Source organism: Burkholderia sp. 9777_1386 (assembly GCF_015712265.1).
GTDB classification, from domain to species: Bacteria; Pseudomonadota; Gammaproteobacteria; order Burkholderiales; family Burkholderiaceae; genus Burkholderia; species Burkholderia cenocepacia.
Map to the genome: position 1 here is coordinate 19941 of NZ_JACCQB010000061.1, position 19685 is coordinate 39625.

At 70.4% G+C, this 19685-nt stretch carries 20 protein-coding genes; 9 read left to right on the forward strand and 11 right to left on the reverse strand.

Going from position 1 to position 19685, the window contains the following annotated elements:
• Nucleotides 1-2: 2 nt before the first annotated feature.
• A complete protein-coding gene (locus H0X91_RS29980; RefSeq protein ID WP_012492832.1) occupies nucleotides 3-845 on the forward strand; it encodes a SirB1 family protein in 843 nt (280 codons plus the stop codon).
• Between the two features lie 252 nt (nucleotides 846-1097).
• On the opposite strand, the gene adk is transcribed toward H0X91_RS29980, so the two are convergent.
• From adk to lpxK, 4 genes are all read right to left on the reverse strand, one after another.
• Entirely contained in the window at nucleotides 1098-1760 is a 663-nt protein-coding gene (gene adk / locus H0X91_RS29985) for an adenylate kinase (protein WP_006482212.1), read from the reverse strand.
• 208 nt (nucleotides 1761-1968) lie between these two features.
• Entirely contained in the window at nucleotides 1969-2760 is a 792-nt protein-coding gene (kdsB, locus tag H0X91_RS29990) for a 3-deoxy-manno-octulosonate cytidylyltransferase (RefSeq protein WP_006482208.1), read from the reverse strand.
• 124 nt (nucleotides 2761-2884) lie between these two features.
• Nucleotides 2885-3079: a Trm112 family protein gene (locus H0X91_RS29995; RefSeq protein ID WP_006482216.1), complete on the reverse strand. Its 195-nt coding sequence runs from the start codon at nucleotides 3077-3079 to the stop codon at nucleotides 2885-2887.
• Nucleotides 3060-4088, reverse strand: a complete 1029-nt coding sequence (gene lpxK / locus H0X91_RS30000) for a tetraacyldisaccharide 4'-kinase (protein WP_027812762.1) — start codon at nucleotides 4086-4088, stop codon at nucleotides 3060-3062. Before lpxK ends, H0X91_RS29995 begins: the two co-directional genes overlap by 20 nt.
• Nucleotides 4089-4537: 449 nt before the next feature.
• Here lpxK and xseA point away from each other — a divergent pair, with 449 nt between their 5' ends.
• Nucleotides 4538-5920 (forward strand): exodeoxyribonuclease VII large subunit, encoded by a 1383-nt coding sequence (gene xseA, locus H0X91_RS30005; protein WP_058901755.1) that lies wholly within the window; start codon nucleotides 4538-4540, stop codon nucleotides 5918-5920.
• A gap of 229 nt (nucleotides 5921-6149) precedes the next feature.
• A complete protein-coding gene (gene sodB, locus H0X91_RS30010; protein ID WP_006489396.1) occupies nucleotides 6150-6728 on the forward strand; it encodes a superoxide dismutase [Fe] in 579 nt (192 codons plus the stop codon).
• Nucleotides 6729-6834: 106 nt separating this feature from the next.
• On the opposite strand, the gene chrA is transcribed toward sodB, so the two are convergent.
• Both chrA and H0X91_RS30020 read right to left on the reverse strand, forming a co-directional pair.
• On the reverse strand, nucleotides 6835-8046 hold the full coding sequence (chrA, locus tag H0X91_RS30015; protein WP_034201435.1) for a chromate efflux transporter: 1212 nt from the start codon (nucleotides 8044-8046) through the stop codon (nucleotides 6835-6837).
• A 97-nt stretch (nucleotides 8047-8143) separates the two neighbouring features.
• Nucleotides 8144-8851, reverse strand: coding sequence for a Crp/Fnr family transcriptional regulator (locus tag H0X91_RS30020; RefSeq protein WP_006491070.1), 708 nt, complete (start codon nucleotides 8849-8851; stop codon nucleotides 8144-8146).
• A gap of 81 nt (nucleotides 8852-8932) precedes the next feature.
• Here H0X91_RS30020 and H0X91_RS30025 point away from each other — a divergent pair, with 81 nt between their 5' ends.
• From H0X91_RS30025 to H0X91_RS30035, 3 genes are all read left to right on the forward strand, one after another.
• The gene (locus H0X91_RS30025) at nucleotides 8933-9457 is read left to right on the forward strand and encodes an Mpo1 family 2-hydroxy fatty acid dioxygenase (protein WP_062911212.1); all 525 of its coding nucleotides are present in this window, start codon (nucleotides 8933-8935) and stop codon (nucleotides 9455-9457) included.
• Entirely contained in the window at nucleotides 9450-10505 is a 1056-nt protein-coding gene (locus H0X91_RS30030) for a 2-dehydropantoate 2-reductase (RefSeq protein ID WP_062884754.1), read from the forward strand. Before H0X91_RS30025 ends, H0X91_RS30030 begins: the two co-directional genes overlap by 8 nt.
• Before the next feature lie 100 nt (nucleotides 10506-10605).
• Nucleotides 10606-11211 carry a class I SAM-dependent methyltransferase gene (locus tag H0X91_RS30035; protein ID WP_006496464.1) on the forward strand — a complete coding sequence of 202 codons (606 nt, stop codon included), beginning with the start codon at nucleotides 10606-10608 and terminating at the stop codon, nucleotides 11209-11211.
• Between the two features lie 19 nt (nucleotides 11212-11230).
• Here the strand turns inward: H0X91_RS30035 and H0X91_RS30040 are convergent, their stop codons facing one another.
• Together H0X91_RS30040 and mdtD are read right to left on the reverse strand one after the other, a co-directional pair.
• Nucleotides 11231-12505 carry an EAL domain-containing protein gene (locus tag H0X91_RS30040; protein ID WP_006496463.1) on the reverse strand — a complete coding sequence of 425 codons (1275 nt, stop codon included), beginning with the start codon at nucleotides 12503-12505 and terminating at the stop codon, nucleotides 11231-11233.
• A 166-nt stretch (nucleotides 12506-12671) separates the two neighbouring features.
• Nucleotides 12672-14108, reverse strand: a complete 1437-nt coding sequence (gene mdtD, locus H0X91_RS30045) for a multidrug transporter subunit MdtD (protein ID WP_006490788.1) — start codon at nucleotides 14106-14108, stop codon at nucleotides 12672-12674.
• A 254-nt stretch (nucleotides 14109-14362) separates the two neighbouring features.
• Here mdtD and H0X91_RS30050 point away from each other — a divergent pair, with 254 nt between their 5' ends.
• Entirely contained in the window at nucleotides 14363-14686 is a 324-nt protein-coding gene (locus H0X91_RS30050) for a DUF2917 domain-containing protein (RefSeq protein ID WP_006491803.1), read from the forward strand.
• On the opposite strand, the gene H0X91_RS30055 is transcribed toward H0X91_RS30050, so the two are convergent.
• Nucleotides 14659-15891 carry a citrate/2-methylcitrate synthase gene (locus H0X91_RS30055; RefSeq protein WP_077055741.1) on the reverse strand — a complete coding sequence of 411 codons (1233 nt, stop codon included), beginning with the start codon at nucleotides 15889-15891 and terminating at the stop codon, nucleotides 14659-14661. The genes H0X91_RS30050 and H0X91_RS30055 overlap by 28 nt on opposite strands.
• Nucleotides 15892-16037: 146 nt before the next feature.
• On the opposite strand from H0X91_RS30055, the gene H0X91_RS30060 reads away from it, so the two are divergent.
• Entirely contained in the window at nucleotides 16038-17429 is a 1392-nt protein-coding gene (locus H0X91_RS30060) for a CoA transferase (RefSeq protein ID WP_196433599.1), read from the forward strand.
• A gap of 21 nt (nucleotides 17430-17450) precedes the next feature.
• Here H0X91_RS30060 and H0X91_RS30065 read toward each other — a convergent pair whose 3' ends face one another.
• Nucleotides 17451-18197 carry a GntR family transcriptional regulator gene (locus tag H0X91_RS30065; RefSeq protein ID WP_006489667.1) on the reverse strand — a complete coding sequence of 249 codons (747 nt, stop codon included), beginning with the start codon at nucleotides 18195-18197 and terminating at the stop codon, nucleotides 17451-17453.
• A gap of 167 nt (nucleotides 18198-18364) precedes the next feature.
• Between H0X91_RS30065 and H0X91_RS30070 the strand changes: the two genes are divergently transcribed.
• Nucleotides 18365-19210, forward strand: coding sequence for an aldo/keto reductase (locus H0X91_RS30070; RefSeq protein ID WP_077055740.1), 846 nt, complete (start codon nucleotides 18365-18367; stop codon nucleotides 19208-19210).
• Between the two features lie 27 nt (nucleotides 19211-19237).
• Here the strand turns inward: H0X91_RS30070 and H0X91_RS30075 are convergent.
• The coding region (locus H0X91_RS30075) for a hypothetical protein (RefSeq protein WP_196433598.1) at nucleotides 19238-19685 on the reverse strand (448 nt) is incomplete at its 5' end.

Sequence of the window (19685 nt, forward strand, 5' to 3'; positions counted from 1 at the left end):
CAATGACCCGCGTCCTCGACTACTTCAGCACGCTCGTGGCGGACGACGACAGTCTGCCCGTCACGGAAGCCGCGCTGTCGCTGGCGCAGGACGCGTATCCCGACCTCGACCTGCAGGGCACGCTGGCCGAACTCGACATGCTGGCGGCGCGGCTGCGCCGGCGGCTCGCCGACGATGCGGACCTGAAGGGCCGCGTCGCCGCGCTGAACGACTTCTTCTTCCGCGAGCTCGGTTTCGCGTGCAATCACAACGATTACTACGACCCCGATAACAGCCACCTGAACGCCGTGCTGAAACGGCGGCGCGGGATCCCGATCTCGCTGTCGGTGCTGTACCTGGAACTCGCCGAGCAGATCGGCGTACCGGCGCGCGGCGTATCGTTCCCCGGCCATTTCCTGCTGCGCGTGACGCTGCCGGACGGTGACCTGATCATCGATCCGACCAACGGCCATTCGCTGTCCGAAGCCGAGATGGTCGAGATGCTCGAGCCGTACGTCGCGCGTGCGGCCGGCGCGGTCGACAGCGCGTTGCGCGCGCTGCTGCAGCCGGCGACGAGCCGCGAGATCATCGCGCGGATGCTGCGCAACCTGAAGACGATCTATCTGCAGACGGAACGCTGGCAGCGGCTGCTCGCGGTGCAGCAGCGGCTCGTGATCCTGCTGCCCGAGCAGCTCGACGAGGTGCGCGACCGCGGCTTCGCGTATGCGCGGCTCGACTACCTGCGCCCCGCGCTCGAGGATCTCGAGCAGTATCTCGGCGAGCGACCGGATGCGGACGATGCGACCGTCGTCGAATCGCAGGTGAGCGAACTGCGGCAACGGATGCAGCGCGACGGCGAGGAGTGAGCCGAGCCATCGGCGCACGTCCACCGGCACACGAAAAAAACGCCCGCATCGCGGGCGTTTTTTCTTGCGCGTGCGCGTGCCCGACCCCGAGCGATCGGCTGAAACTCCGGTGCGCCGCTCGCACGACCCACGCGTTCGACCGATTGTACGGGGCGCCGCCGCGCGGCGGCGACACGCGCGCGATCGTGCCAATCGCGACAGGCAAAAAAAAGCCGCCCGGAACGGGCGGCTTGCGGGTGCGCGACGCGCTGCTTACTTCAGTGCGTCGAACGCGCGCTCGCGGATTTCGTCGACGGTGCCGAGGCCCGAGATCTTGCGATACTGCGGCGCCTTCAGACCGTTTTCCTCGCCACGCTGCGCCCAGTCGCCGTAGTACGTGATCAGCGGCTTGGTCTGCGCTTCGTATACTTCGAGACGCTTTTTGACAGTTTCTTCCTTGTCGTCGTCGCGCTGGATCAGCGGTTCGCCCGTCACGTCGTCGTGACCTTCGACCTTCGGCGGGTTGAACTTGACGTGGTACGTACGGCCCGATGCCGGGTGCGTGCGACGGCCGCTCATGCGCTCGATGATTTCCGAGAACGGGACGTCGATCTCGAGCACGTAGTCGATCGCGACGCCGGCTTCCTTCATCGCGTCAGCCTGCGCGATCGTGCGCGGGAAACCGTCGAACAGATAGCCGTTCGCGCAGTCGGATTCCTTCAGGCGCTCCTTGACGAGGCCGATGATCAGCGCGTCCGGCACGAGCTTGCCGGCATCCATGTAGCCCTTCGCCTCGACGCCGAGCGGCGTGCCGGCCTTCACGGCTGCGCGCAGCATGTCGCCCGTCGAGATTTGCGGGATGCCGAATTTTTCCTTGATGAAGTTTGCCTGGGTGCCCTTTCCCGCGCCGGGCGCGCCCAACAGGATCAAACGCATGGTGATATCTCCAAGTATGTAGATTCGTGTGGCGAGACACAAAGGCGTCGGCGACGGCGGGCGCGGGGCTTGCCCGGCGCGCGGCGGACCGGTCTGATGCGACGCGTCGGCTTGGGCGACGCGCGGCTGCCGGCAGGGCCACGGGCGGGGTCAAGCGAGGACGCGCTGGTCGCGGACGGCTCGCACAATCGCCTGATTATGCCACGGGTTATTTTGAACCCGGCTGAAAAAGGGCCTGCACGCGCGCGAGGTCGGCCGGCGTGTCGATGCCGGCTTCGGGCGCGGACTCGGTGATCAGCACCGCGATGCGCTCGCCGTGCCACAGCGCGCGCAGCTGTTCGAGCTGCTCGGCCTGTTCGATCGGCGCCTGCGCGAGCGACGGATAGGTGCGCAGGAAACGCGCGCGATACGCATAGAGGCCGATGTGCCGGTAGACCGGGAAGGCCGGCGCCGGCATGGCCGCGACGTCGGGCCAGTGCGGCTGGTATGCATCGCGGCTCCACGGAATCGGCGCGCGCGAGAAGTACAGCGCGACGCTCTGCGCGTCGAGCGCGACCTTCACGACGTTCGGGTTGAACACGTCGGCCGCGTCGTGGATCGGGTGCGCCGCGGTCGCGATCGCGCACGCCGGATGCGCGGCGAGGTGCGACGCTACGTCGCGCACGAGCACGGGGTCGATCAGCGGCTCGTCGCCCTGCACGTTGACGACCACGGTGTCGTCGCGCCAGCCGAAGGCCGCCGCGACTTCCGCGAGCCGGTCGGTGCCGGACGGATGATCGGCGCGCGTGAGCACCGCCTCGAAGCCGTGATCGCGCGCCGCGTCGAGCACGCTCTGCGCGTCGGATGCGACGAGCACCTGTTGCGCGCCCGCTTCGCGCGCGCGCTCGGCGACACGCACGACCATCGGCTTGCCGCCGAGATCGGCGAGCGGCTTGTTCGGGAGCCGCGTCGACGCGAGCCGGGCGGGAATGACGGCGATGAAGGGTTGCGGGTGAGTCATCGGGGAGCGTTGAGAAGGACGGGGCGGGCGACGCCGGAAGCCGGTCGCCCGGCGAAGTGCGGCGACCCGGCCGGGGCCGGGCCGCCTGTGTCGATTCGGTGCGCCGGGCGAGCGGCGCGGCGGTTCAGCGGCCGGCCGGGTCGACCGGCGTGCCTTCGACGGTCTGGCGCGCTTCGTCGACCAGCATCACGGGGATGCCGTCGCGGATCGGGTAGGCGAGCTTGTCCGCGTTGCAGATCAGCTCCTGCGCGGCACGGTCGTAGTGGAGCGGGCCTTTGCAGATAGGGCACACAATGATTTCAAGCAGGCGAGCGTCCACGGAGTTTCTCCACAACGAGGGCAATGAGGCGAGGGTCGAGCGCGGCTTCGACGGGGACCACCCACAGTCGGGCGTCGCGCCAGGAAGCGCCCAATTTTACTGCATCCTTCTCGGTGATCAGGATCGCATCGACGGCATCGTCGACGAACGGATTGTCCGCGAACGCGTAATGGTCCGGCAGCGCGCGGGTCGCCGGCGCGAGACCGGCCGCGCGCAGCGTCGCGAAGAAGCGCTCCGGCGCGCCGATGCCGGCCGCGGCGAGCACGCGTTCGTTCGCGAATTGCGACAGCGGGCGGCGCAGCGCGGGCTGGTCGAGGTGCCACGCGGCGCCCGGCGTCAGCGCGAGCGCGTAGGTGTCGGGCCAGGGCGGCAGCGCGCCGCTGTACGGGTCGTTGACGAGCGTCGCGTCGCGGTGCCGCGACAGCGGCTCGCGCAGCGGGCCGGCCGGCAGCAGGAAACCGTTGCCGCCGAGCCGGTGGTCGAATACGACGAGCTCGACGGTGCGCGCGAGGCGGTAGTGCTGCAGGCCGTCGTCGCTGACGATCACGTCGACGTCCGGATGCGCGGCGCGCAGCGCCTGCGCGGCCGCGACGCGATCGGGGCACACCCACACGGGCGCGCCGGTGCGGCGCGCGATCAGCAGCGGTTCGTCGCCGGCCGCGCCCGCGCGCGACGCCGGCGTGACGGCGGTCGGCGCCTTCACGTTCGCGCCATAGCCGCGCGACACGACGCCGGGCGTGAAGCCGGCCGCGCGCAGCGCGTCGACGAGCGCGATCACGGTCGGCGTCTTGCCGGTGCCGCCGACGGTCACGTTGCCGACCACGACGACCGGCACGCCGACGTCGACCGGCTGCTTCCAGCCTTGCGCGTAAGCGGTGCGCCGCAGCGCCGCGCACAGGCCGAACACGCAGGCGAACGGCGTGAGCGCCCACGCGAGCGCGCCGCGGCGCTGCCATTCGCGTGTCAGGCGCGCTTCGAGTCGCGCGAGCGGGCCGCCGGGCGCGCTCATCGGGCCGGGCGCGGCGCGTCGTGCGCCGCGGCGAGGGACGGATTCGTCAAGGCGGATTCTCCGTTGGGCGGCGCATGCCGCAGGGTCCGTGGAAGGCGGCACTCTAGCGCGCCGCACGCCGGCGCGGCAAGCGCGACCGGCCGCCGCAGCGCCCGGGGCCGGATCGTGGCGCCCTGTGGATAACTCTGTGAAAAACTCCCCGGTCGATTGCCTCAAACGCCCGCCCGGCGGGCATCGAATCGGATGTGAATTATTTTGAAAGGTTTAAAAAACTATAAAAATCAAGGTGTTACGAAGAATTGTCTGGTTTTTTTAGCGGTTTCCGCGCGTTTTACGCGGACGAATGCCAGAGTGTGGACACTTTCCGCGCGTGGCGGCGAATGCGGCGGCGCTGGACGCCGCACGCGTGTCGGACTATCGTGACGCCGCCAGCATTCATCCGACCGTCCATGCTTTCCGACTCTCCTTTTTCCGCGCCCGGCGCCACGCGCGGCGGCGACGAAGTGATTCCCGTTTCGGCGCTCAATCGCGCGATTTCGACGATGCTCGAGCGCTCGTTTCCGCTGCTGTGGATTTCGGGCGAAGTATCGAATTTCACGCGCGCCGCGAGCGGCCACTGGTATTTCTCGATCAAGGACCAGCAGGCGCAGATGCGCTGCGTGATGTTCCGCGGCCGCGCGCAATACGCCGAATTCACGCCGCGCGAAGGCGACCGCATCGAAGTGCGCGCGGTCGTCACGATGTACGAGCCGCGCGGCGAAGTGCAGCTCAACGTCGAAGCCGTGCGACGCACCGGGCAGGGGCGCCTGTACGAGGCGTTCCTACGGCTGAAGGCGCAGCTCGAAGCCGAGGGTCTGTTCGCCCCCGAGCGCAAGCGGCCGTTGCCGCCCCACCCGCGCGCGATCGGCATCGTCACGTCGCTGCAGGCCGCCGCGCTGCGCGACGTGCTCACCACGCTCGCCCGGCGCGCGCCGCACATTCCGGTGATCGTCTATCCGGCCCCCGTGCAGGGCGCCGGTTCCGCCGAGAAGCTCGTCGCGGCCGTCGCGACCGCGAATGCGCGGCGCGAGGTCGACGTGCTGCTGGTGTGTCGCGGCGGCGGCTCGATCGAGGATCTGTGGTCGTTCAACGACGAAGCGCTGGCGCGCGCGATCGCGGCGAGCGAGCTGCCGGTCGTCAGCGGTGTCGGCCACGAAACCGATTTCACGATCGCGGACTTCGCGGCCGACCTGCGCGCGCCGACGCCGACCGGCGCGGCCGAACTCGCGAGCCCGCAACGCGCGCTGCTGCTGCGCGAGGTCGACGAGCGCCAGCGTGCGCTCGCGCGCGGCATGGCGCGCCGACTCGAACAGCGCGCGCAGCAGCTCGACTGGCTTGCACGCCGGCTCGTGAGCCCGGCCGAGCGGCTGCAGCGGCAACGCACGCACGTCGAGCAGCTCGCGGCGCGGCTGGCGTCGGCGGCGTCGCGGCCGGTTCGCGATGCACGCGCGCGTTTCGCGCTCGCGCAACTGCGCTGGCAGCGCGCGCGGCCCGATGCGTCACAGGCGCGCCATGCGCTCGCGGGGCTGTCGCAACGTCTGGCCAGTGCGTTGCAGCGCCGTCACGAACGCGACACGGCGCGTGTGTCGGCCTGTGCGGCGCGGCTCGAGGTGCTGAGCCCGCAGCGCACGCTCGAGCGCGGCTATGCGGCGCTGATCGATGCGCAGACGGGCCGCGCGGTGCGCGCGCCGAACGCGCTGAAGCCGCAGCGGCGCCTGACCGTGCATCTCGCCGAAGGCTCGGCCGACGTGTCGCTCGCCGACGTGCAGCCGCGGCTGACCGATACGATCTGACGTAACCGGCGCGAGCGACACGCGGCGATCGTCGCAACGAACGCGACGCGGGCGGGCACGGATGCTGCGCATCGTCGGGTTCGTCCTGCCGGACGTTGCGCCAGCATCGCTTTTCCGCATACCGCGGATAAATGGCCCGTGAGTTTGCGGGGTTATTCGTCCTCGCCTACAATCGGACGCTCGGCAGCATCCAACACAGCCTCCCTACATACTCAACGAAGGAATCGCCATGGCTCATACGCTCCCGCCGCTCCCGTACGCTGAAGACGCACTCGCGCCGACCATCTCGAAAGAGACGATCGAGTACCACTACGGCAAGCACCATCAGGCTTATGTGACGAACCTGAACAATCTGATCCCGGGCACGGAATTCGAAAACCTGCCGCTGGAAGAGATCGTGAAGAAGTCGTCGGGCGGCATCTTCAACAACGCCGCGCAAATCTGGAACCACACGTTCTTCTGGAACAGCCTGTCGCCGAACGGCGGCGGCGCACCGACGGGCGCGCTGGGCGACGCGATCAACGCGAAGTGGGGTTCGTACGACGCATTCAAGGAAGCGTTCACGAAGGCCGCGGTCGGCACGTTCGGTTCGGGCTGGGCATGGCTCGTGAAGAAGGCCGACGGTTCGCTCGACATCGTGTCGACGAGCAACGCCGCCACGCCGCTGACGACCGCCGACAAGGCACTGCTGACGATCGACGTGTGGGAACACGCGTACTACATCGACTACCGCAACGCCCGTCCGAAGTTCGTCGAGGCGTTCTGGAACATCGTGAACTGGGACTTCGCAGCGAAGAACTTCGCGTAAGTCCGCCGCCTGCGCGCCGCCACGGCGCGCGGCATCGAGAAAAAGCCCTCGTTTCGAGGGCTTTTTGTTTTTTGTGTCTCGCCCTGAACGCGTCGAATCGGCCGGATCAGCCGGCCATGCCCAGCACCCAGCCGAACGTGGCGCTCGCGATCACCACGGCCCATGGCGGCACGCGCCAGAACACCAGTGCGACGAACGCGACCAGCGCGGCGGCCAGGTCGCGCGGCGCGACGATCGTGTCGGTCCAGACCGGGTGATAGAGCGCGGCGAGCAGCAGCCCGACGACGGCCGCGTTCACGCCGGCGAGCGCGGCCTGCATGTGCGCGCTGCGGCGCAGGCGTTCCCAGAATGGCGCGGTGCCGGCGATCAGCAGGAACGACGGCGCGAAGATCGACACGAGCGCGATCGTGCCGCCGAGCCAGCCGTTCGGCGCATCGCGCAGCGACGCACCGAGGAACGCCGAGAACGTGAACAGCGGCCCCGGCACGGCCTGCGCGACCCCATACCCGGCCAGGAAAGCCGAATCGCCGACCCAGCCGGGCGCGACCACGGCCGCCTGCAGCAGCGGCAGCACCACATGGCCGCCGCCGAACACGAGCGCGCCCGTGCGGAAGAACGCATCGACGACGGCGAGCGTATCGGAGCGCAGCGCGCGGGCCGCGAACGGCAGCGCGACGAGCAGCGCCGCGAACAGCGCAAGCCACAGCACGCCCGCGCGGGGCGACACGTGCAGCGGCAACGGTTCGTGCGCGTCGCGCGCCGGTTGCGGCAGCAGCACGAGACCGGCCGCGCCAGCCACGACGATCACCGCGATCTGCGTCCACGCGGCCGGCGCGAGCAGCGCGACGCACGCGGCCGCGGCCATCAGCGTGACGCGCCGCGCATCCGGGCACAGCGTGCGCGCCATGCCCCACACGGCTTGCGCGATCACCGCGACCGACACGATGCGCAGCCCGTGCAGCGCGCCGGCTTCGATCGGTGCGCCCGTCGCGTGAACGCCGAGCGCGAACAGCATCATCAGCAGCGCCGACGGCAGCGTGAAACCGAGCCACGCGGCGAACATGCCGGCGTAGCCGGCGCGCGCGAGCCCGATCGCCATCCCGACCTGGCTGCTCGCCGGCCCCGGCAGGAACTGGCACAGCCCGACCAGATCGGCATAGGTGCGCTCCGTGAGCCAGCCGCGCCGCGTGACGAATTCCGCGCGAAAGTAGCCGAGATGCGCGACCGGCCCGCCGAACGACGTGAGACCGAGCCGCAGGAACGCGATGAAGACGGGCCACGGATGACGGGCGGGGGCGGGGAGGGTCGACGTGTTCAAGGCGGTGCGCGCGGCGGACGGAACGAGCCGCCACGATAGCGCAACTCGGCGGCCGCGGGGCAGCGCGTAGCGGCCGGTCGGGGCCGTTGTGCGGGGTTCAGTACGGGCCGTCGCCGAGGCCGCTCGCGCGCCGCAACGCATCGATGTCGACGAGCTCGATCTCGCCGACGTGCAGCCGCACGACGCCGTCGGCCTGCAGCGCCTTCAGCAACTGGTTGGTGGTCTGCCGCGTCAGCGACAGCATCGACGCGAGCGTTTCCTGCGACAGCCGGATGTGCGTGCGCCCGGCGCTGATGCCGCCGTAGCCCTCGGCGATCATCAACAGCCGCGCGGCGAGCCGCTGCGCGGCCGGCATCACGCTCATCGATTCGACCGTCAGGAAGCTCAGGCGCAGCTTTTGCGCCATCAGCAGCGCGAACTGCCGCCAGTATTGCGGCGTCGCATCGAGGATCGCGAGCAGTGCAGCCTGCGGCACGTGCAGCAGCAGCGTGTCGTCGAGCGCGACGGCGTCGTGCGTGCGCGGCTGGCCGTCGAACAACGCGATCTCGCCGAACCACGTGACGGGCTCCGCCACCGTCAGCAGCGCTTCCTTGCCGTGCGGATCGACCGCGCCTATCGTGAGTGAACCGGCCAGTACCGCGTACAGCCCGCACGGCGGGTCGCCGCGCCGGAACAGCGCATGGCCGGACGGCAGGCGGCGCAGCGTCGCGCGGGCGATCAGGTCGGCGCGCAGCGCGGGCGGCAGCCCGGCGAACCACGGGTTCGCTTCGATCTGCGGCAGGTACGGGGCGAGCGAAGAAGGCATGGGCACGCGATGTCGGGTAGCTGACAGAGGTTCTCGGGCGTGACGCGCATCATAGCGCTCGATGACCGATCAGGAGACGCCATGAAGACCCTCGAAGACCATCTTTCCCAGTATGCGGCCTACCATCGCGACGCGCGCAACATCGCGACGCATCTGGTCGGCATCCCGATGATCGTGTTCGCGGTCGAGGTGCTGCTGTCGCGGCCGGCGCTCGGGATGCTGGCCGACATCGCGCTGTCGCCGGCGCTGCTGCTCGCCGTCGTGTCGGCGCTGTTCTACCTGCGTCTCGACCTGCGGTTCGGGATCGTGATGACCGTGCTGCTCGCGCTCGGCCTGTGGGCCGCGCAGTCGCTGGCGCCGTTGCCGACCGCGCAATGGCTCGCGATCGGCATCGGCGCGTTCGTCGTCGGCTGGATCGTGCAGTTCGTCGGGCACTGGTTCGAAGGCCGCAAGCCCGCGTTCGTCGACGATCTGGTCGGCCTGGTCGTCGGGCCGCTGTTCGTCGTCGCCGAGGTCGCGTTTTTCGCGGGGCTGCGCGCCGACGTGCGCCGCGAAGTCGAGCGGCGCGCCGGCCCGGTGCATGGCGGCGCGCATTCGCATGTCTGATGCGCCGGCCGGGCCGGTCTGCGTGTTTGGCGCGGGCGCGGTCGGCTGCTATCTCGGCGGCCGTCTCGCGGCGGCCGGCGCGCACGTGACGCTCGTCGGCCGCGCGCGGATCGGCGACGCGATTCAGCTGCACGGGCTCACGTTGACCGATCGGCGCGGTTATCGCGCCGCGCTTGCGCCGGCCGATGTCGGATTCGCCACCGAGCCGGCCGCCGCGGCCGACGCACGGCTCGTATTCGTCGCGGTGAAGTCGGCGGCCACGCGCGAGGCCGCCGCGCAACTGGCCGGCGTGCTGCGGCCCGGCACGATCGTGATCAGCTTCCAGAACGGCCTGCACAACGCAGACGTGCTGCGCGACGCGCTCCCGCAAGCGACGGTGCTGGCCGGCATGGTGCCGTTCAACGTGATCGAGCGCGGTCCCGGCGCGTTTCACCAGGGTTCGGCCGGCACATTGGCGACCGACGCGTCGGCCGCGCTGCAGCCGTTCATTGGCCCGTTCGCGCGCGCCGGGCTGCCGCTCGTGCTGCATCGCGACATGCGTGCCGTGCAGTGGGCGAAGCTCCTGCTCAACCTGAACAACGCGGTCAATGCGCTCGCGAATGTGCCGCTGCGCGACGAACTTGCCCAACGCACGTACCGGCGCTGCGTCGCCTTGGCCCAGCGCGAGGCGCTGCACTGGCTGGCGCGGGCCGCGATCCGGCCCGCGCGGTTGACGCCGCTGCCGGCCGCGTGGATCCCGGCCGTGCTCGACCTGCCGGATGCGGCGTTTCGCGTGGTCGGCGGCCGCATGCTCGCGATCGATCCGCTGGCGCGGTCGTCGATGTCCGACGATCTCGCCGCGCACCGCGCGACGGAAGTCGAGTGGATCAACGGCGAAATCGTGCGGCTGGCCGGGCGCTTCGGTGCGCCGGCGCCGGTCAATGCGCGGCTGTGCGCGCTCGTCCACGACGCGGAACGTGCGGCGGTGCGTCCGGCGTGGCGCGGCGATGCGCTGTGGGCCGACCTCGCCGCGCAGGCGCCGCATGCGGGCCATGTGCCGGCCGCGTAGGCTGGCGGTGCTCTCGGCGTCGAACCATGCGGCGGCGCGGGCCGAGCGCAACGACTAAGATGCGGAGTGCGTCATCCGACGCCTTTGCGGAGCAATCGTCATGGTGGATCGCCCGACCCTCGATGCCTACGACGCGCATGCCGCGCAATACGCGCAGGACTGGCTCGACCAGGCCGCGCCCGACGACATGTATGCGCTGCTCGAACAGCATTTCTCGCCGGGGCTGACCGCCGACGTCGGATGCGGCGCGGGGCGCGACACGGCCTGGCTCGCGTCGCGCGGCTTCGACGTGCGCGGCTACGACGCGAGCGCCGCGCTGCTCGACGAGGCGCGGCGGCGCCATCGCGGTCTGACGTTCGAACTGGCCGCGCTGCCGGCGCTGGCCGGCGTGCCGTCCGGCGCGTTTCGCAACGTGCTGTGCGAAACCGTCGTCATGCATCTCGAACAGGCGGACGCCGCGGCGGCTGCCGCGCGGCTGGCTGATCTGCTGATGCCGGGCGGCACGTTGTACCTGAGCTGGCGGGTGGCCGGAAGCGGCATGTTGCGCGACGAGCGCGGCCGCCTCTATACGCCGCTCGATTCGGCGCGGATGCATGCGGCGCTGGGCGCCGGCGTGCATGTGATCGACGAACACGAGGTGGTCAGTGCGTCGTCCGGCAAGCGCGTGCACCGGCTGATCGTGCGCAAGGCGGGCGGCGACGCGTGAGCGCGCCGCGCCGGCGCAGTTACTCGCGGCTGAGGGCCGCTTCCCAGTTGATGTCGACGCAGAGCACCTGCATGCCCGTCGCGGCCGGTGCGGCGATCGACGCGGTCACGCACAGGTGGGCCTCGTTGATCGACAGGTAGGGCGCCGTCAGATGCACGCCGCCCGGCGCGCGCATCGCATCGATGAAGTACGGGCGGCGTTCCCAGCTCGCGCCTTCGGAATGCAGCAGCGGCCGGAAACGCTTCGCGCGTTGCGATACGCTGCCGCGCGCGAGCACGTTGTCGCCGATCTGGCGGCCCGATGCGTCGAGCAGGAAGCAGCGCGCGGTCTCGGGCAGCCCGAGCACGGCGGCGGCCGCATCGACGAGCGACTCGCCCGCGCCGAGCCGGCGGCTCGCTTCCTCGAGCGCGGCGACGTACGGCGCGAGCCGTTCCGCCTGCGTGCGCTCGCGCTGCGCGACGCGCAGCCGCAGCGCGGCCGACAGCGTGTCCATGCAGCCCGCGGCGGCCTGCGGCTGTACGGGATCGACGCTCGGCCCCGCGAAGTACTGGCCCTGCACGAAATCGACGTCGCATTCGAGCGCGATCAGCGCGTCGCGTTCGGTCGCGAGCCCGCCCATCAGCACGAGCTGGCCGGATTCGTGCAGCAGCGACACGAGCCCCGGCAGCACGCGTTCGAGATGCGAGTGCTCGCTCGCCTGCGCGAGGATGCCGCGGTCGAGCGTGACGATGTCCGGATGCAGGTGCCACACGCGATCGACGTTCGAATGCTTCGCGCCGAACCCGACGAGCGCGATCAGGAAGCCGGCCTTGCGCAGCCCGTCGATGATCGCCGCATAGCGCGGCGTCTCGCCGCCGGCCTGTTCGGGCACCTCGAGCACCACGCGGTGCGGCGGCAGCCCGAGCGCCTTCAGGTTCGCGAGCAGCGCGTCGCCGTAGATGGTGTCCATCAGCGCGGCCGGATGCAGGCTCAGGAAGAGCCATTCGTCGTGGCTGTCGAACGCGTGGAAGTTGCCGAGATGCAACGATTCGGCGAGCCGGCCGAGCTCGAGCAGGTCGCCGCGCCGCGCCGCCTGCGTGAACACCTCGTGCGACGCCACCTGGCGGCTTTCCTCGTCGTGCGCGCGCAGCGACGCGTGATAGCCGATCGCGCGCCGGTGCGACACCGAGAACACGGGCTGGAACACGCTGAACACGGTGTAGCCGCCGTACAGCACGGTGCGCCGGTTCCCGTCGTCGCCGGCGACGGGGCGGGGCGGCTGAAAGCCAGGGGGATCGATTTCGATCATGCTCATGATGTCGGCCGAAGGGAGACTGCCAGTTTACCTACAGAATAGGCGAGCAAGAAGCATGCACGGCTGCGCGCTGCGTGCGGCCGCCCGTCGCGCTTGGCACGCGCACGCGGCCGGGTCGCGTTGCACCGCGATGGTGCGCGCCGGCCCGATTCGGCGCGCGCCGCGCTCACGCGCGCTCGGACGGATCGGTCTTGCGCGCGGTGCTGCGGATCTCGGGTGCGAGCTGCGCGAAGATCCACGCGGACGCGGCCGTGATGATCCCGACGCAGACGAACGTCGCATGGAACGCCGGCAGCGTGTTGCTCGGCGTCACGGTGCGCAGCATGCCGGTGAACGTCGCGAGCAGCGCGCCGGCGACCGTGACGCCGAGGCTCATCGACAGCATCTGCACGAGCGAGAACAGGCTGTTGCCGCTGCTCGCGCCGCCGGTGCCGAGATCCTTCAGCGTCAGCGTGTTCATCGCGGTGAACTGCATCGAGTTGAACCCGCCGAACAGCGCGAGATGCACGACCTTCACCCACACCGGCACCGTGTCGCGCATCAGCGCGAAGCTCGCCATCATCACGCCGACCATGATCGTGTTCGCGAGCAGCACCTTGCGGTAGCCGTGCCGCGTGATCAGGCGCGTGATGATCCGCTTCGAGAACATGCCGGCCGCCGCGACCGGCAGCATCATCAGCCCGGCCTCGAACGCCGAGTAGCCGAGGCTCACCTGCAGCAGCAGCGGGATCAGGTACGGCATCGCGCCGCTGCCGATCCGCGCGAACAGGTTGCCGAGCAGCCCGACGCTGAACGTGTGGATCTTGAACAGCTCGAGCGAGAAGATCGGCTGCGGCGCGCGCACCGCGTACAGTCCGTACGCGACGAAGCACGCGAGACTCAGGATCAGCAGCACCAGCACCGCCGCGTGTTGCATGCCGAGATCGGCGAGCCCGTCGAGCGACAGCGAAATCGCGACCATGCCGATCGTCAGCAGCAGATAGCCTTTCAGGTCGAAGCGGCCGGCGGCCGGGTTGCGCGAATCGGGCATCGAATAGAAGGTCGCGATGCAGCCCGCGACGCCGACCGGCACGTTGATCAGGAAGATCCAGTGCCACGACGCGATCTTCACGAGCCAGCCGCCGAGCGTCGGCCCGATCAGCGGGCCGATCAGGCCCGGAATCGCGACGAACGACAGCGCGGGCAGGTAGCGTTCGGCCGGGAACGTGCGCAGCACCGCGAGCCGCCCGACCGGCAGCAGCATCGCGCCGCCGACGCCCTGCACGATGCGGAAGGCGACCAGTTGCGTCAGCGTATGGGCGTTCGCGCACAGCAGCGAGCCGAGCGAGAACACCAGGATCGCGCTGAAGAACACCCGCCGCGTGCCGAACGTATCGGCAAGCCAGCCCGACACGGGGATCATCACCGCCATCGTCAGCGAGTACGCGATCACGACCGATTGCATCCGCAACGGCGATTCGCCGAGGCTCGCGGCCATCGACGGCAGCGCCGTGTTGACGATCGTCGCGTCGAGCGTCTGCATGAAGAAGCCCGTCGCAACGAGCCAGAGCATCACGGTGAGGTTCTTTTCGCCGGGAGCGGCGGCAGGCGGGCGTTGGAACATGACGGCGGGGCGGTGGCGCGGGACAGCCGACATTGTAGGGAAAGCCGCCGCGCTGTGCAGGTTCGGGCGGCACTCATGTGGCCTCGACGACCCGACCCGATTCGGCGCGACCTCGGCCGGCCCGGCCGCCGGAGGCCTGTCCTCGTCGGGCGGCCAGTACAGTTCGGTCAAAAGCGTCTGCGGCCGTATCTGTCCGTGTACCGCCGCCGTCCGAAATACTGGTGTGATCGAACCCGTGTGACCAGGAGGCTGCCATGCGCGAACTGCGACTTTACGTGATGGACGGCGACGAGCCGGCCGGACGGTGGCGGATCGTCGATCGCACGCTGCTTGAGGTGGCCGAAGGCGACGTGTGGGTGACCGTCGAGGGCCGGCCAGACGATCACTGGCTGGGCGCCGGTGCGTCGCTGACCTTGCTGCCCGGCACCCATGCGTGGGTCAGCGCCGGGCCGCGCGGCGCGACGTTCGCGTTCGGCCCGCTCGCGGTGTCGGCCGTGCGCACCGCGCCTGCATGGTGGCGCCCGTTCGCCGCGTGGCGCGACGGCCGGCGTCACCCGGCCGCATCGCTGCCGACGTAGCGGGCCCGCGGTCGGATCAGCTTTCCGTCCGCGTACTGTTCGAGCGCATGCGCGATCCAGCCGGCCGTGCGGCCGGCCGCGAACAGCGTGAACGCCGCGCCGTCGGGCAGCGCGAGCGTGCGCTCCAGCACCGCGAGCGCGAAATCGATCGTCGGCCGCAGGCCCGTCGCCGCTTCGACGCGTGCGGCGAGCGCGCGCGCCATGCGCAGCGCCGGCCGCTCGGGCACCGTCGCGTGCAGTGCATCGAGCAGCGCCCGCGCGCGCGGGTCGCCGTCGGGATACAGCGGGTGCGCGAAGCCGGACAGGGCCGTGCGGCCGCCGTCCGCGCGTTCGTCGTGCGCCAGCCGCAGCGCGAGGTAGCGATCGAGATCGGCGGCGCGGGCCGCTTCGTCGAGCAGCGTGCCGGCGCGGAACGTCTCGCCGCCGTGGCGCGGCCCCGACAGCGCCGCGAGCCCGCCCGAGATCGCGCCGAACAGGTGGCTGCCGGTCGACGCGATGCAGCGCACCGCGAAGGTCGACGGATTCAGTTCGTGATCGGCGCACAGCACGAGCGCGCGCCGCAGCAGGTCGGCGTCATTGCGCCGCCGCACGCGCCACGCGGACGCGAGCTGGCGGTGCACGGGCGCGTCGCCCGGCGCGATGCCGGCGAGTGCGGCCGTCGCGACGCGCAGCAGCAGCGCCGCGGCATCGAGCTGGGCGTCGCGCCCCTGCGCCCACAGGCGCGGCAGCGACGCGGCGGCGGCCGGCAGCAGCACCAGCGCGCGTTCGAGCGGGGCGAGGTGCGCCCAGCGACGCGCCCAGTCGTCCCACTGCGCCGCGTCGAAACCGGTCGACGCGAGCGACGTGGCGGCCAGCCGCGCGGGCGGACAGTCCCAGAGCCGCGCGGCCGTTTCTTCGAGGGTCGCTGCACCGGCCAGCGCGATCGCATCGGCGCCGCGGTAGCGCAGGCGGCCGTCGGCGATCTGCGTGATCCGCGATTCCAGCACCGGCACGCCCCAGTCGAGCGAACGTTCGGCGACACCGCCCGCGCGTTTCGCATCGGCGCGGCGGCGCGCGAGCAGGCGCACTTCGTTGGCGTCGTAGCGGCGGCGCTTGGTCGCGCCGTCGGGCAGCGAGCGCAGCAGGCCGCGGCTCACGTACGCGTAAAGGGTGCTCACGCTGACGCCGAGCATGCCGGCGGCTTCCTGCGCACTGAGGGATGTCATGCCGGTTGCTCCTGGCGGCGCGCATGAAGCGCGGGCCCGCTACAACTATTCGTTATGTATTGATTCGCGCAATCAAGATTGATCGCGGCTGTCGCGAATTCTAGACTCGATTCCGTCTCCTCGACGGCATCCTCTTCACCATGACCATGACACCCGAACGCGCATTGACGCATCTATGGCAACTCGCAGACGGCGAACCCGACGCGCTGGCCCGCACGACCGTGACCGGGCAGGACCCGGCGTTGCCGTCGACGTTTCATGTCGGCACGCTCGCCGCCGCGACGATCGCCGCGGCCGGGCTCGCGGCAGCCGAATGTCATCGGCTGCGCACGGGCATCGCGCAATCGGTCGACGTGTCGGTGCGCGACGCGCTCGTCGCGTTTCGCAGCGAGCGCTACCTGCGCGTGGACGACGGGCCGCCGCCGGAGTTGCGTCATCCGGTGACCGGTTTCTTCGAGACGGGCGACGGACGATGGATTCAACTGCACGCGAATTTCCCGCATCACCTGCGCGGCATCCTCGACGTGCTCGGCTGCGGCCCGCAGCCGCCCGACGTCGCCGCGGCGATCCGTACGTGGGACGGCGCGGCACTCGATACCGCGCTGGCCGACGCCGGTCTGTGCGCGGCATTGATCAGAACCCCTGACGAATGGGCGGCGCACGAGCAGGCGCGCGCGATCGCGTCGCTGCCGCTGTTCGAGATCGAGCGGATCGGCGACGCGCCGGCCGAGCCGATCGGCCGCGGCGAGGCCGATCGGCCGCTGGCCGGCGTGCGCGTGCTCGATCTCACGCGCATCATCGCTGGGCCGGTCGCGGGCCGCACGCTGGCGTCGCACGGCGCGCAGACGCTGCTCGTCAACGGTCCGCACCTGCCCAACATCGCGCCGCTCGTGATCGACAACGGACGCGGCAAGCGCTCGACGTGGATCGATCTGCGCGACGCGGCGGGCGTCGATACGCTGCACGCGCTGGCACGCGAGACGGACGTGTTTCTGCAGTCGTACCGGCCCGGCGCGCTCGCGGCGCGCGGCTTCACGCCGCAGGCACTGGCGGCGCGGCGGCCCGGCATCGTCTACGTGTCGGTGTCGGCGTACGGGCACGCGGGGCCGTGGGCGAAGCGGCGCGGGTTCGACAGCCTCGTGCAATCGGCGAGCGGAATCGCCTGGCAGGAGCAGCAGGCCGCGCATGCGAGCGGGCCGCGCCATCTGCCGTGCCAGGCGCTCGATCATGCAACGGGGTATCTCGCCGCGTTCGGCGCGATGATCGCGCTCGCGCGGCGGGCGCGCGAAGGGGGCAGTTGGCACGTGCGGATGTCGCTCGCTCAGACGGGGCGCTGGCTGCAGTCGTTCGGCGCCGTGCCGGACGGGTTGCAGGCGCCCGATCTCGCGCTGGCCGACGTGCGCGACCGGATCGACCGCGTCGCGTCGCCGTTCGGCGTGCTCGACACCGTGCGGCCGGCCGAGTGGTTGTCGGCGACGCCGCCGGCGTTCGCGCGGCCGCCCGTGCCGCTCGGCACCGACGACGCGCGCTGGTTGTGAGGGCCGCTGGCGCGGCTCGCGTTACTTGCGCAGCTCGACGACGAAATCGTAGTAGTCGTTGCGGCAGTAGGTATCGGTCAGTTCGATCGCGCGCTGGTCGGACGTATAGCCGATCCGTGTGATCAGCAGCAGTGCGTCGTGCGGGGCGATGCCCATCTGCTCGGCGATCTCGTCGGTCGCGTTGACCGCGCGGAAATGCTGCAGCGCGCGCACGATCGGCGTGCCGCGTGCTTCGAGATAGCTGTACAGCGAGCCGACGATCGCCTGCGGATCGGGAATCAGCGTCGCGGGGAACGTCGAGTTCTCGACGGCCATCACGATGCCGTCGGCGAGGCGCAGGCGTTTCAGGCGTGTAACCGATGCGGCCGGCGACAGCCCGAGCTGGATCACTTCGTCGCGGTTGGCGGGCTGGATTTCGCGTGCGAGCCACTGCGAACTCGGCTTGAAGCCGCGGCGCTCGAGCATTTCGCTGAAGCTCGACAGTCGCGACAGCGGATCCTCGTAGCGCGGCTGGATGAAGTTGCCCGCGCCTTGCGTGCGGCGGATCAAGCCTTGCTCGACGAGTAGCGCGATCGCCTTGCGCGCGGTGATGCGCGACACGCCGAGCGCTTCGGACAACACACGCTCGGAAGGCAGCGCTTCGCCGGCCGTCCAGCGGTTGTCGTGGATCGCATCGCCGAGCTTGCGGGCGAGCTGCAGGTAGAGCGGCGTATCGTTGTCGGGGTCGGGGCGCAGGTCCTGCCAGCGGTCGTCCGTGGGTGCCTTCATACAATGGGTATCGATCAGGTTGCGGCCATTCTAAGTCATCATGCCGCGCCGTTATAGCCGGTTTTTGCCGTGTAATAGGCCGGGGGCGCACCGATTGACTACACTGATGCGTCGTATTCGATGCTTCGGCCGCGGTGTGCGGCCACGAACCCGCAACGAGGAAACGGATGACAGACACGATCGCCACGGTCGTTTTGCCAAACGGCGAGACGATTCCGAAGCTGGGCCTGGGCACCTGGGAAATGGGCGAGCGGCCGGCGCGGCGCGCGGACGAGATTGCCGCGTTGCGCGAAGGCATCGAACTCGGGATGACGCTGGTCGATACCGCCGAGATGTACGGCGACGGCGCGACCGAGGAACTCGTCGGCGACGCGCTTGCGGGCCTGCGCGACGACGTGTTCCTCGTCAGCAAGGTCTATCCGCATCATGCGAGCCGGCGCGGCGTCGTCGCCGCGTGCGACGCGAGCCTCAAGCGCCTGCGCACCGATCGCGTCGACCTGTACCTTCTGCACTGGCGCGGGTCGGTGCCGCTCGAGGAAACCGTCGCGGGTTTCGACGCGTTGCAGCGCGCGGGCAAGATCCGCCACTGGGGCGTCAGCAATTTCGATACGGCCGACATGGCCGAACTCGTCGACGAGGCGGGCGGCGGTGCATGCGCCACCAACCAGATTCTCTACAACATCGCGCGACGCGGCCCGGAATTCGACCTGCTGCCGTGGCTGGCCGACCACCGGATACCGGCGATGGCGTACAGCCCGGTCGATCACGGACGGCTGCCGAAACGCTCGCCGCTCGACGAGATCGCACGGTTGCGCGGCGTGTCGGTGACGCGCGTCGCCCTGGCATGGGTGCTCGCGCAGCCGGGGGTATTCGCGATTCCGAAGGCGTCGCGGATCGAACACGTGCGCGACAACCGCGCCGCGCTCGATTTCGTGTTGAGCAATGACGAGCGCGCGCAGCTTGACGCGTATTTCCGTCCGCCGCGCAGCAAGCGCGCGCTCGAGATGCTCTGACCGGAGTCGGCCGCGCAACGTGTCGGGTCAGTGGTTGCCGCCGGACGATCCGCCGTTGCCGTGACCGCCGCCGTTGCCGGCGCCATGGCCGTTGCCGACGCCGTTGGCCCCGCCATTGCCGGCGCCACCACTGCCATTGCCGTTACCGTTGCCGCCGCCATTGCCGTGGCCACCGGTGCCATTGGCGCCGCCGCTTCCGCCGTTGCCTCCGCCGGCACCGCCGCTATTGCCGCCATTGCCACGGCCGTTGCCGACACCGTTGGCGCCGCCATTGCCGGCACCGCCGCTGCCGTTGCCATTGCCGTTGCCGCCACCATTGCCGTGACCGCCGCCGCCGTGACCGCCGCCGTGACCGCCGCCGTTGCCGCCGCCGTTGCCGCCGCCATTGCCGCCGCCGTGACCGCCGCCGCCGCCGTTGCCGCCGCCGCCGTTGCCGCCGCCGCCGCCGCCGCCGTTGCCACCGCCACCGCCACCG

Coding starts and splice junctions, on each gene's coding strand:
- H0X91_RS30020 (WP_006491070.1), bottom strand. CDS start 8,851: ATGCCTTCTTCGCTCGCCCCGTACCTGCCGCAGATCGAAGCGAACCCG.
- H0X91_RS30055 (WP_077055741.1), bottom strand. CDS start 15,891: ATGACATCCCTCAGTGCGCAGGAAGCCGCCGGCATGCTCGGCGTCAGC.
- H0X91_RS30025 (WP_062911212.1), top strand. CDS start 8,933: ATGAAGACCCTCGAAGACCATCTTTCCCAGTATGCGGCCTACCATCGC.
- H0X91_RS30030 (WP_062884754.1), top strand. CDS start 9,450: ATGTCTGATGCGCCGGCCGGGCCGGTCTGCGTGTTTGGCGCGGGCGCG.
- H0X91_RS30050 (WP_006491803.1), top strand. CDS start 14,363: ATGCGCGAACTGCGACTTTACGTGATGGACGGCGACGAGCCGGCCGGA.
- lpxK (WP_027812762.1), bottom strand. CDS start 4,088: ATGAGCGCGCCCGGCGGCCCGCTCGCGCGACTCGAAGCGCGCCTGACA.
- H0X91_RS30040 (WP_006496463.1), bottom strand. CDS start 12,505: ATGAGCATGATCGAAATCGATCCCCCTGGCTTTCAGCCGCCCCGCCCC.
- adk (WP_006482212.1), bottom strand. CDS start 1,760: ATGCGTTTGATCCTGTTGGGCGCGCCCGGCGCGGGAAAGGGCACCCAG.
- H0X91_RS30065 (WP_006489667.1), bottom strand. CDS start 18,197: ATGAAGGCACCCACGGACGACCGCTGGCAGGACCTGCGCCCCGACCCC.
- xseA (WP_058901755.1), top strand. CDS start 4,538: ATGCTTTCCGACTCTCCTTTTTCCGCGCCCGGCGCCACGCGCGGCGGC.
- H0X91_RS30035 (WP_006496464.1), top strand. CDS start 10,606: ATGGTGGATCGCCCGACCCTCGATGCCTACGACGCGCATGCCGCGCAA.
- sodB (WP_006489396.1), top strand. CDS start 6,150: ATGGCTCATACGCTCCCGCCGCTCCCGTACGCTGAAGACGCACTCGCG.
- H0X91_RS29980 (WP_012492832.1), top strand. CDS start 3: ATGACCCGCGTCCTCGACTACTTCAGCACGCTCGTGGCGGACGACGAC.
- kdsB (WP_006482208.1), bottom strand. CDS start 2,760: ATGACTCACCCGCAACCCTTCATCGCCGTCATTCCCGCCCGGCTCGCG.
- H0X91_RS30060 (WP_196433599.1), top strand. CDS start 16,038: ATGACACCCGAACGCGCATTGACGCATCTATGGCAACTCGCAGACGGC.
- mdtD (WP_006490788.1), bottom strand. CDS start 14,108: ATGTTCCAACGCCCGCCTGCCGCCGCTCCCGGCGAAAAGAACCTCACC.
- H0X91_RS30070 (WP_077055740.1), top strand. CDS start 18,365: ATGACAGACACGATCGCCACGGTCGTTTTGCCAAACGGCGAGACGATT.